The 10,960-nt window shown below is 71.5% G+C and carries 10 protein-coding genes; 5 read left to right on the top strand and 5 right to left on the bottom strand.

Features of this window, described 5'->3' with window-relative positions:
* From ACWEPL_RS55220 to tkt, 3 genes are read right to left on the bottom strand one after another with little or no spacing between them, the layout of a single operon-like run.
* Nucleotides 1-1,614: a glucose-6-phosphate isomerase gene (locus tag ACWEPL_RS55220; RefSeq protein WP_363970131.1), complete on the bottom strand. Its 1,614-nt coding sequence runs from the start codon at nucleotides 1,612-1,614 to the stop codon at nucleotides 1-3.
* Nucleotides 1,614-2,705 (bottom strand): transaldolase, encoded by a 1,092-nt coding sequence (gene tal, locus ACWEPL_RS55225; RefSeq protein ID WP_363970046.1) that lies wholly within the window; start codon nucleotides 2,703-2,705, stop codon nucleotides 1,614-1,616. Before tal ends, ACWEPL_RS55220 begins: the two co-directional genes overlap by 1 nt.
* Before the next feature lie 7 nt (nucleotides 2,706-2,712).
* Nucleotides 2,713-4,821 carry a transketolase gene (tkt, locus tag ACWEPL_RS55230; RefSeq protein ID WP_363970044.1) on the bottom strand — a complete coding sequence of 703 codons (2,109 nt, stop codon included), beginning with the start codon at nucleotides 4,819-4,821 and terminating at the stop codon, nucleotides 2,713-2,715.
* Nucleotides 4,822-5,069: 248 nt separating this feature from the next.
* Here tkt and ACWEPL_RS55235 point away from each other — a divergent pair, with 248 nt between their 5' ends.
* Nucleotides 5,070-6,014, top strand: coding sequence for a heme o synthase (locus ACWEPL_RS55235; protein WP_452441311.1), 945 nt, complete (start codon nucleotides 5,070-5,072; stop codon nucleotides 6,012-6,014).
* A gap of 81 nt (nucleotides 6,015-6,095) precedes the next feature.
* Complete coding sequence (locus ACWEPL_RS55240; protein WP_350739999.1) at nucleotides 6,096-7,286, top strand: PrsW family intramembrane metalloprotease; 1,191 nt, start codon at nucleotides 6,096-6,098, stop codon at nucleotides 7,284-7,286.
* On the opposite strand, the gene ACWEPL_RS55245 is transcribed toward ACWEPL_RS55240, so the two are convergent.
* Nucleotides 7,262-7,969, bottom strand: coding sequence for a SanA/YdcF family protein (locus tag ACWEPL_RS55245; RefSeq protein ID WP_363970040.1), 708 nt, complete (start codon nucleotides 7,967-7,969; stop codon nucleotides 7,262-7,264). The genes ACWEPL_RS55240 and ACWEPL_RS55245 overlap by 25 nt on opposite strands.
* 62 nt (nucleotides 7,970-8,031) lie before the next feature.
* Complete coding sequence (locus ACWEPL_RS55250; protein WP_452441312.1) at nucleotides 8,032-9,027, bottom strand: COX15/CtaA family protein; 996 nt, start codon at nucleotides 9,025-9,027, stop codon at nucleotides 8,032-8,034.
* Between the two features lie 326 nt (nucleotides 9,028-9,353).
* Between ACWEPL_RS55250 and ACWEPL_RS55255 the strand changes: the two genes are divergently transcribed.
* From ACWEPL_RS55255 to ACWEPL_RS55265, 3 genes are all read left to right on the top strand, one after another.
* Nucleotides 9,354-10,496, top strand: coding sequence for an NAD(P)/FAD-dependent oxidoreductase (locus ACWEPL_RS55255; protein ID WP_452441313.1), 1,143 nt, complete (start codon nucleotides 9,354-9,356; stop codon nucleotides 10,494-10,496).
* Entirely contained in the window at nucleotides 10,493-10,735 is a 243-nt protein-coding gene (locus tag ACWEPL_RS55260) for a (2Fe-2S)-binding protein (RefSeq protein WP_185076981.1), read from the top strand. Before ACWEPL_RS55255 ends, ACWEPL_RS55260 begins: the two co-directional genes overlap by 4 nt.
* The coding region (locus ACWEPL_RS55265; RefSeq protein ID WP_452441314.1) for an FAD-dependent oxidoreductase at nucleotides 10,732-10,960 on the top strand (229 nt) is incomplete at its 3' end. The genes ACWEPL_RS55260 and ACWEPL_RS55265, both read left to right, overlap by 4 nt.

Raw genomic sequence — 10,960 nt, forward strand, 5'->3', positions numbered from 1 at the left:
TCAAGCCTCCTGTGCTGCTGCGAGCAAACGCGCGACGCCCGCCGCGCGATCGGTCAAATGCAGTCGTACGGCGGGCCGTCCGCGGGTCTCGAGCGCCCCCAGGTCGCCGAGCGCCTGGGCCAGCTGGAGCCGCCCCAGCGTGTACGGCCGGCCGGGGACCGTCACGTCCTCGGCAACCGCCCCGGTGATCTGCAGGAACACCCCGTTCTGCGGCCCGCCCTTGTGGTACTGCCCCGTCGAGTGCAGCAGGCGCGGGCCCCACCCGAACGTCACCGGCCGGTTCGTGCGCAGCGCGAGCAGCGCGCGCAGCGTCGCCGGGTCGGCCATCATCCAGGCGTCGGTCATCTGCTCGAAGTCGGCCCCGTCGGGCACCGGGGCGTCGAAGGCCGCCATCCGGTCCAGAAAGGCCATGATCGACAGATAGCCGTCCGCCGGTATCGCGTTCAGCAACTCGGCGAACAACCCGGGCAGGTCCCGGGCCGTGGCCGCGCCGTACACCTCGACGGGCCCGTCCACGAACGACGGCGCGCCGGTCGGCAGGTCGGGCAGGGCCAGCAGCGCCGCGGTGTTCGCCTTCGACTCGGCCACGTTCGGCTGGTCGAACGGGTTGATCTCCAGGAGCAGCCCCGCGAGGGCGGTGGCGTACTCCCAGACCAGGAACTGCGCGCCCAGCGGCCCGTCCACGCGCACGTCCCCGACGTCGGTCTCGATGGCGACGACCAGCTCGTCGCCGCTCTCGTTGGGGTCGGCGCCCACGACGGGCAGCAGCCCCCTGCCCTGCTTGCCGGTGGACTCGGCCACGAGCTGCTCGATCCAGTCGGGCAGCCCGGTGATGGCCGAGAGCTGGTCCTCCAGCAGCAGCTTGTCGCGCCCGGCCAGCGCCGCGCCGCCGAGCGCGGCGCCCAGGTCGAGCCCGGGGTTGCCGGTGTCGCGCGACAGCAGCGGCAGCACCTCCCCGGCCTCGTCGAGCAGCCGCGCCACGTCGGCGCCCGCCAGCGCGCTGGGCACCAGCCCGAACGCCGACAGCGCCGAGAAACGGCCGCCGACGTCCGGCTGGGCGAGCACCAGCTCGTAACCGGCCTCCACGGCCCGCTTCTCCAGCGGCGAGCCCGGGTCGGTGACGACCACGACGCGGCCGGAGGGGGCCAGGCCCGCGTCGGTGAACAGCCGCTCGTAGATCCGCAGCAGGGAGTCGGTCTCCACGGTCGAGCCGCTCTTGCCGGCCACGACCACCACCGTGGCGTCGAGCTGCTCGCTCAGCGCGCGCCGCACCTGCCCCGGGTCGGTCGTGTCCAGCACGGTGAGCGGCACGTCGGCGGTCGCGCAGATGACCTCCGCCGCCAGCGACGAGCCGCCCATCCCGGCCAGCACCACGTTGGTCAGGCCCGCGGCGCGGGCCCGCTCGACGAGCCCGCCCAGCACGGGCAGCAGCTCGCGAGAGTAGCGGGGCAGGGTCAGCCAGCCTAGCCTGACCGCCGCCTCCCGCTCGGCGTCCTCACCCCACAGCGTGGGGTCGCCGGCGGCGAGCCGCGCGGGCACGCCGTCGGCGACGAGGCGCCCCGCGACGGAGGAAGCGGCCGAGGCCACCCCCTCCTCGCGGTAGAGCACCTCCATCACGGAACCAGGTTCTTGGTGACGCTCTCGAGCAGCTCGTTCCAGGACGCCTCGAACTTCTCGACGCCCTCGTCCTCCAGCACCTTCACCACGTCGTCGTAGTCGATGCCGGCCTCCTTGAGCGCGGCCATGGTGTTCCAGGCCTGCTCGTAGAAGGGGCGGACCGTGTCGCCGGTGACGTTGGCGTGGTCGGCCGTGGCGTCGAGCGTCTTCTCCGGCATCGTGTTGACGGTGCCGGGCGCGACGAGCTGGTCGACGTACATGGTGTCGGAGTAGTCGGGGTTCTTGACGCCGGTCGAGGCCCACAGCGGCCGCTGCGGACGGGCGCCCGCCGAGCGCAGGCGCTGCCAGCGCTCGGAGTTCATCACGTCCTCGTACGCCGCGTAGGCCAGGCGCGCGTTGGCGATGCCCGCCTTGCCCTTCAGCTCCGGCTTGCCCAGCTTGTCGAGCCGCTTGTCGATCTCGGTGTCGACGCGGCTGACGAAGAACGAGGCCACCGACTCGATCGTGGCGAGGTTGAGGCCCTTGGCCTGCGCCGCCTCGAGGCCGGCGAGCCAGGCGTCCATGACCGCGCGGTAGCGCTCGAGGGAGAAGATCAGCGTGACGTTGACGCTGATGCCCTCCGAGAGCGCCTGCGTGATCGCGGGCAGACCCTCGACCGTGGCCGGGATCTTGATGAACAGGTTGGGCCTGTCGACCATCCACCACAGCGCCCGGGCCTCGGCGACCGTCTTCTCGGTCTCGCGGGCCAGGCGCGGGTCCACCTCCAGCGACACGCGGCCGTCCACGCCGCCCGTGGCGTCGAAGACGGGGCGCAGCACGTCGGCGGCCCAGCGGATGTCGTAGGTGGTGATGGCGCGCACGGCCTCGCCCACGTCCACGCCGCGCACGGCGAGGTCGTGGAGCTGGGAGGCGTAGGCGTCGCCCTTGCTGAGCGCGTTGGCGAAGATCGTCGGGTTGGAGGTCACCCCGACGACGCTCTTCTCGCGGATCAGCTGCTCCAGGTTGCCCGTGCGCAGTCGCTCACGGCTGATGTCGTCGAGCCAGATGGCAACGCCCTGGCCGGACAGGTTCTTGAGGATCTCGCTCATCTCTTCTTCAGTTTCCCGTCGTCTCGCCCTTTTCCTGACCAAGCTTGGCCAGGCTCGCATGTGCCGCCGCCGCCACGCGCTCCGCCGTCAGCCCGAACAGCTCGTACAAAGTCTTGTACGGGGCGGAGGCACCGAAGTGTTCGAGACCGACCACTTCGCCGCATTCGCCGACGAACTCGTGCCAGCCGAGCGCGATGCCGGCCTCGACCGCGACGCGAGCCCGGATCGACGAAGGCAGAACCGTCTGCCTATATGCGATGTCCTGCCCCTTGAACCATTCGACACACGGCATCGACACGACCCGCGTCGGGATGCCCTTGCCCTCCAGCAGTTCGCGGCCCGCCAGTGCGATCTCCACCTCGCTGCCGGTGGCGATGAGGATGACCTTGGGCTGGCCGTCGGAGGCCTCGCGCAGGATGTAACCGCCGTGGGCCACGCCCTCGGCGCTGGTGCCCTCGACAACCGGCAGGTTCTGCCTGGTCAGAGCCAGGGCGGCGGGCCGGTCGGTGTGCTTGAGCACGGTCTTCCAGGCGTACGCCGTCTCGTTGGCGTCGGCCGGGCGCACCACGTCGAGGCCGGGGATCGCGCGCAGCGACCACAGGTGCTCGATCGGCTGGTGGGTGGGGCCGTCCTCGCCGAGGCCGATGGAGTCGTGCGTCCACACGTACGTGACCGGCAGCTTCATCAGCGCGGCCAGGCGCACCGAGGGGCGCATGTAGTCGGAGAAGACCAGGAAGGTGCCGCCGTACGGGCGGGTGCCGCCGTGCAGGGCGATGCCGTTGAGGATGGCGCCCATGGCGTGCTCGCGGATGCCGAAGTGCAGCGTGCGGCCGTAGCGGTTGCCGGGGAACTCCTTGGTCTGGAACTCCTCGGGGATGAAGGACGGCTCACCCTTCATCGTGGTGTTGTTCGACTCCGCCAGGTCGGCCGAGCCGCCCCACAGCTCCGGCAGCACCGGCGCCAGCGCGCTGAGCACGTCGCCGGAGGCCTTGCGGGTCGAGATCGACGCGCCCGTCTCGAACGACGGCAGCGCCCTGGCCCAGCCGTTGGGCAGCTCGCGCTGGGAGATGCGGTCGAACTCCTCGGCGCGCTCGGGGTTGGCCAGCCGCCACTCGGCGTAGCCCTTCTCCCACTCGGCGTGCTCGGCGCGGCCGCGCTGGGCGACGCCGCGGGCGTGCTCCAGCACCGCGGCCGGGACGTCGAACGTCTTGGCCGGGTCCATGCCGAGGACTTCCTTGGTGGCGGCGACCTCCGCCTCACCCAGGGCCGAGCCGTGGATCTTGCCGGTGTTCTTCTTGTTGGGGGCCGGCCAGCCGATGATCGTGCGCAGCCGGATGAACGACGGCCGGTCGGTCTCCGCCTTGGCCGCCTGCAGCGCGTCGTAGAGCGCCTGGACGTCCTCGGCGTACTCGCCGGTCTCGGTCCAGTCGACGCTCTGGGTGTGCCAGCCGTAGGCCTCGTAACGCTTGACCACGTCCTCGGACTTGGCGATCAGCGTGTCGTCCTCGATGGAGATCTGGTTGTCGTCCCACACGACGATGAGGTTGCCGAGCTTCTGGTGGCCGGCGAGGGAGCTGGCCTCGTGGCTGATGCCCTCCTCGATGTCGCCGTCGCTGACCACGCACCAGATGTGGTGGTCGAACGGCGAGCCGCCGGCCTCGGTGTCGGGGTCGAACAGGCCACGCTCGCGGCGGGCCGCCATCGCCATGCCGACCGCGTTGCCCAGGCCCTGGCCGAGCGGGCCCGTGGTGGTCTCGACGCCCGCCGTGTGGCCGTACTCGGGGTGACCGGGCGTCAGGCTGTCCCACTGGCGCAGCCGGCGCAGGTCGTCGAGCGTGAGGCCGTAGCCGGACAGGTAGAGCTGGATGTAGAGCGTCAGGCTCGAGTGACCGCACGACAGCACGAAACGGTCGCGTCCGGCCCACTTGGGATCGGTCGGGTCGTGACGCATCACACGCTGGAACAGCAGGTATGCGGCGGGAGCCAGGCTCATGGCGGTGCCGGGGTGACCCGAGCCCGCCTTCTCCACTGCGTCCATCGCCAGGGCTCGAACGACGTCGACCGCCTGCTTGTCCAGGTCGGTCCATTCGAGGGCTGGCACGAGTTCGGTGCTCAAGTGCTCGATCTCCGGAATCTAGTAGTCATTGATTGGCTATCCCGCCCACACGGGACCCTAACCGAGTGGAGCTGGCGAACGATTCCCATCCCACCCGCACGTGTCCATGTGCGGCGCAAGCCCCCCATTGGCCGGACCGGCCGCCCCTGCGACTACAGTTTGTTTGTTCGCAGGGGCGTCACGGCGCCCACCCATGGATCCGCTCTAATCAGAGGTTACGCGTTGACTCCGCACAGGCTGGAAGCGCCTTGACGGTGCTGACCAACAGGCAGGCGACGGCCCGATCTCCGCAGGTGGAGGGGCCGCGCTCGATCGGCATGATCGTCAAGGCCTACATCGCGCTCACCAAGCCGCGGATCATCGAGCTGCTGCTGATCACGACGCTGCCGGTGATGTTCCTGGCGGCGGGTGGCCTGCCGCCGCTGTGGACGTCGATCTCGGTCATGGTGTTCGGCACCCTATCGGCGGGCAGTGCCAACGCGCTCAACTGCTATGTGGATCGCGACATCGACCAGAAGATGCGCCGCACCCGCCGCAGGCCGCTGGCCAGGCACCAGGTGTCGCCGCGGGGCGCGCTGGTCTTCGGGATCGTGCTCGGCGTGCTGTCCCTGGTCGGCCTCTGGGTGACCACCAACTGGCTGGCCGCGATGCTGTCCACCGGGGCGATCCTGTTCTACGTGCTGGTCTACTCGATGATCCTGAAGCGCCGCACGGCCCAGAACATCGTGTGGGGCGGCATCGCGGGGTGCATGCCGGTGATGATCGGCTGGGCCGGCATCACCGAGCGGCTCGACTGGGCGCCGCTGGTGCTGTTCGGGGTGGTGTTCTTCTGGACGCCGCCGCACACCTGGACGCTGGCCATGCGCTACAAGGAGGACTACGCGGCGGCCAAGGTGCCCATGCTGCCCGTCGTGGCCACCGAGCGGCGCGTGATCCTGGAGTCGATCGCCTACACGTGGGCGACCGTGCTGTGCTCGCTGGCGCTGTGGCCGGTGGCCGGCACCACGCTGTTCTACCCGATCGTGGCCGCCGTCCTCGGCGCCATGTGCCTGTGGGAGGTCCACCGCCTGCTGGCCCGGCTCAACGCCGGCAAGACCGGCGTCGACCTGCGCCCCATGCGCTTCTTCCACTGGTCCAACGCCTACCTGGCGCTGCTGTTCCTGGCCGTGGCCATCGACCCGCTGCTGCCCTGACGGCGTGCGGCCGCGTGTCCGGACGGTGACGCTGTCTTGACCGGCACGGACCCCGGCCCTCTGATCCGTTAAAGTCACCGTATGGCGACCCGTGATCCACGCTGGGTGTTGAAGGACCGCCCGTCGTTCGCGTTGATCATCGGGCTCGTCCTCACCGGAGTCTGCGCTCTGGTCTCGTTCTCCTTCGACGTGCTCAACGGCGCTCCGGTGCAGTTCTTCATCGCGCTCGCGCTGGCGCTCGCGCCGGTGCCGCTGCTGCTGGCGGCCGTGCTGGCGCTCGACCGGATGGAGCCGGAGCCGCGCAGCAACCTGATCTTCGCCTTCGCGTGGGGCGCGGGCGTCGCGGTGCTGGTCGCCGGCCTGATCAACTACCTCAACCTGCACTACATCATCGACACCGCCAAGCTGTCGGAGGCCGGCGCCCGCAACGTCGCGGCCACCTTCGGCGCGCCCGTGGTGGAGGAGACGATGAAGGGGCTGGTGCTGCTCGGGCTGCTCAGGTTCCGCAGGGCCGAGCTCGACGGCCCCACCGACGGCATCATCTACGCCAGCATGGTCGGGCTCGGCTTCGCCATGAGCGAGAACGTCAGCTACTACCTCGCCGCGCTGTCCAACTCCGGCGTCAAGGGGCTGGCGGTCACCGTGGTGCTGCGCGGCATCCTGTCGCCGCTGGCCCACCCGCTGTTCAGCTCCATGATCGGCGTCGCCGTCGCCTACGCCGCCCGGCGCGAAGGCCCCGAGCGGGTCTTCTACATCCTGGCGGGCTGGTCGGGCGCGATGATCCTGCACGGCCTGTGGAACGGCCTGGCCTCCTACGGCGGCTTCCCCGGGCTCGTGGTGGCCTACCTGGCGCTGCTGGCCGTGCTGATCGTGCTCATCGGCGTGGTGTTCAAGGACCGGCGGCGCATCGTGGCCCTCATCCAGCGTTACCTGCCGCCGTACGAGCCGACCAAGCTGGTCACCCAGGCCGACATCTACATGCTGTCGACGTTCCCCAGGCGGCGCCAGGCCAGGCAGTGGGCCAAGGCCCACGGCGGCAAGCGCGGGCTGCGCGCCATGCGCGACTACCAGCTGGCCGCCACCGAGCTGGGCCTGCTGCACGAGCGGGCGGCCCGCCACATGGTCGACGAGCAGGGATTCCACGAGGAGCAGCGGGCGCTGCTGGAGTGCATGAGCACGGCCCGGGCGGACTTCCCGGTGCCGACGGCGCACGCCAGGTCGGCCGCGCGGGGCACCCCGCCGCCCGGCTACGCCCCCGGCGCGCCGGGCTGAGCCAGGATGTTCGTCAGGGAGACCTCGCGCGGGCCCGGATAGACCGGGTCGGAGTGGAGCACCATCGCGTCGGCGAACGCCTTGGCGGTGGCGAGCAGCTCGCGGGTGGCGTAGGCGTACGTGGGCGCGGCGAACTCCCTGGTCGAGTCGTCACCCACCCCGAACGCCTCCAGCCCGGCCGTCCGGCACAGCGTCACGGCCCTGGGCAGGTGGAACTCCTGCGTCACGACCGTCACCTGCCGCGCCCCGAACACCTTGCGCGCCCGCACGCACGAGTCCCACGTGTCGAACCCCGCGTAGTCCAGCACCATCACCCGTTCCGGCACGCCCCTGCGGAGCAGGTAGTCGCGCATGGCCGTCGGCTCGTCGTACTCCTTGCGGCTGTTGTCGCCGGACAGCAGCAGGGCCCGTACCTTGCCGGTCCGGTAGAGCTCGGCGGCGATGTCGAGCCGGTGGGCCAGCATGGGGGTGGGCTGCGTGCCGTACAGGCCCGCGCCCAGCACCAGCGCGGCCTGCGCCACCGGCACCCGCCCGAGCCAGGCGTCGCCCACGGCCGTCACCCGGTGCGTCGAGCTGCCGAGCCAGGCCCACGTCATGGGCGCCAGGGAGAGCACGCTGACCAGCACCAGACCCTGGTACGCGCGCCGCAGGGCCTTCCGAGTGGGGCGGACTTTCAGTAACAAATCTCACCCTCCAGGGGGTGGGGGAGTGGCGGACCGATCCCCTCATACCCTGGCATATCCACTCAGACGGCGGCGGGTGCTCCGGCGGCTTCGGTGGGGGAGTGGTCGGCGGGGGCGGTCTGCGGGGAGCGGGTGCGCAGCGAGGTGACCACCCTGAGCGCGGCGATCCAGACCAGCGTGGAGCCGAGCACGTGCAGCAGCACCAGCGCGGCGGGCACGGCCAGGAAGTACTGCGTGTAGCCGATCACACCCTGGCCCAGCTCCACGACCAGCAGCGCCAGCGCCGCCCGCCGGGCGGGCCGCGGCGCCTTGCTCACGTGCAGGGCGAACAGCACCGCGAACGTCAGCCCCACCACGATGTACGCGACGTCGGCGTGCAGCCGGGCCACCGCCTCGATGTCGAGGTCGAAGCGGGAGGCCATCTCGTCGCCCGAGTGCGGGCCCGTGCCGCTCACCCCGACCCCGACCGCCAGCAGCGCGAACACGGCCGCGAGCAGCGCGTAGCCGAGCCTGCGGATGTCGCGGTGGGTCACCCGTAGCGCCGGGCCGTCGCCCTCGCCCGCCCGGGCGTACAGCATCCAGCAGGCGGCGATCAGGCCGATGGAGATGAGGAAGTGCATGCCCACCGTGAACGGGTTGAGCATCGTGCTGACCACCAGGCCGCCCCACAGCGCCTGGGCCAGGACCCCCGCCGGCTGCAGCAGCGCCAGCGTCATCAGCGAGCGCCTGCGCGGCGCCAGCCGGAACGCCGACAGCACGCACGCCACGCCCACCGCCAGCACCAGGAACGTCAGCAGCCGGTTGCCGAACTCGACGAGCATGTTGAGCATCGACACCTCGGGGTGCGCGACCGGGATGAAGCTGTCCGGCGTGCACTTGGGCCAGGTCGGGCAGCCCAGCCCGGAACCGGTGACGCGCACGCCCGCGCCCGTCACCGCGATCCCCGCGTTGACCACCACGGACGCCATCGCCCAGGCCCGCATCGACTGCGTCGTGGGCGCCCAGAAGGAGAACAGGCGGCGCACGTGGCGGTTGGGGTGGTCCGTGGGTAGCTTCACGCCATCGATGGTACGGGCCCACCCACCCGGTCCCCCCACCGGTCACCCCACCCCTGACCACACACGCCCCCTCGGCTCGACCGCCCACGCTCCTCCCACGGGCCTCACTCGAAGCGCATCCGCACGGGTGGTGGGCGGGCGGCGGGGCGCGTGGACCATCCCTCGGCGAAGGGAGCTTGGCCGGGTGCGGTGAGGTGGTGATATGCCGTCGGTGGGTAGCGGCGGGGGCAGGGGGCGCGGCGCGGGCGGAGTGTCGTCCGTCCGGTGGAAAGGGCCTTCTCAAGAGAGCGGGGTATGTGACATATTACAGACCTGGGAGGTGATGGATGTCCGACGTCATCGTGGTCGGCGCCGGAGTCGTGGGTGCCGCATGCGCCTACTACGCCGCGCGCGCCGGTCTCGACGTGACCGTGGTCGATCGTGGCCCCGTGGCGGGCGGCACGACCGGCTCCGGCGAGGGCAACGTGCTGGTGTCCGACAAGGAGCCGGGCCCCGAGCTGGAGCTCGCTCTGCTGTCCAACCGGCTCTGGCGCTCGCTCGCGGACCTCGGCGGCTTCGAGTTCGAGCCCAAGGGCGGCCTGGTGGTCGCCGAGAACCCCGAGGTTCGGCGGCAGCTCGCCGAGCTGGCCGCCAAGCAGGACGTGGAGCACACCCTGGTGCCCGGCGAATCCCTGCGCGACTACGAGCCGCACCTGGCCGAGGGCCTGGCCGGCGGGGTGTACTACCCCGAGGACGCCCAGGTGCAGCCCATGCTGGCCGCCGCGCGCCTGCTCAGGCACGGCGCGGAGAGCTTCGGCCACGGAACGCTGCGGCTGCGCCTCGGGGCGGCGGTGACCGGGTTCGTGCGGAAGGGGGACCGCATCGCGGGTGTTCGCACCTCCCAGGGTGACGTGCTCGGCGACGCGGTGATCAACGCGGCGGGCACCTGGGGCGGCGAGGTGGCCGCGCTGGCGGGGGTCGATCTGCCGATCCTGCCCAGGCGCGGGTTCATCCTCGTCACCGAGCCGCTGCCGGAGCCGCTGATCAGGCACAAGGTCTACACCGCCGCCTACGTCACGAACGTGGCCAGCGACTCGGAGGCCCTGGAGACGTCGGCGGTCGTGGAGGGCACGCCCGCGGGCACCGTGCTCATCGGGGCCAGCAGGGAAAGGGTCGGGTTCGACCGGACGACGTCGGTACCGGTGCTCGCCCGCCTGGCCGAGCAGGCCGTGGCGCTGTTCCCCGCGCTGCGCGAGGTGCGGGCCATCAGGTCGTACTGCGGGTTCCGGCCGTACTGCCCCGACCACCTGCCCGTCATCGGCGCCGACCCGCGTGTTCCCGGGCTCTATCACGCCTGCGGGCACGAGGGGGCGGGCATCGGGCTCGCCCCGGCGACCGGCCACCTGCTCGCGCAGGTGCTCACCGGCTCCCCGACCGACCTGGACCTGCGGCCCTTCCGGCCGGATCGCTTCGCGGAGGAGTCCTCTTGACGTTCCACATCACGATCGACGGGCGTCCGGTACCCGTCGTGCCCGGGCAGACGATCGGGGCGGCGCTGCACGCGGCCGGGGTGCGGTCGTGGCGCAGCACCCGCTTCGGCGGGCGGCCCCGCGGGCTGTTCTGCGGGATCGGGGTCTGCTTCGACTGCCTGATCTCGGTCAACGGGCGGGCCCCTGAGCGGGCCTGTCTGGTGGAGGCCGCGCCCGGTGACGAGGTGACGACGTCATGACGTACGACCTGGTGGTGATCGGCGGCGGGCCCGCGGGGGTGGCCGGCGCGCTCACGGCGGCGCTGGCCGGACTGCGGGTGGCGCTCCTGGACTCCTCCGTACGGCTCGGCGGCCAGTACTTCCGCCACGCCGCCGACCCCAAGGCCGCGCCCGGCCTGGACCGGTTCCTGCGGCAGGCGCGGGCCCTGGACGCCCGCGCCGAGGTGCTGCCGCGCCACCAGGTGT

This window comes from Nonomuraea sp. NPDC004186 (assembly GCF_053603495.1).

What these genes read in the sequence shown, in the direction of transcription:
- ACWEPL_RS55240 (WP_350739999.1), top strand. Translation starts at nt 6,096, where the DNA reads ATGGCGACCCGTGATCCACGCTGGGTGTTGAAGGACCGCCCGTCGTTC.
- tal (WP_363970046.1), bottom strand. Translation starts at nt 2,705, where the DNA reads ATGAGCGAGATCCTCAAGAACCTGTCCGGCCAGGGCGTTGCCATCTGG.
- ACWEPL_RS55220 (WP_363970131.1), bottom strand. Translation starts at nt 1,614, where the DNA reads ATGGAGGTGCTCTACCGCGAGGAGGGGGTGGCCTCGGCCGCTTCCTCC.
- ACWEPL_RS55255 (WP_452441313.1), top strand. Translation starts at nt 9,354, where the DNA reads ATGTCCGACGTCATCGTGGTCGGCGCCGGAGTCGTGGGTGCCGCATGC.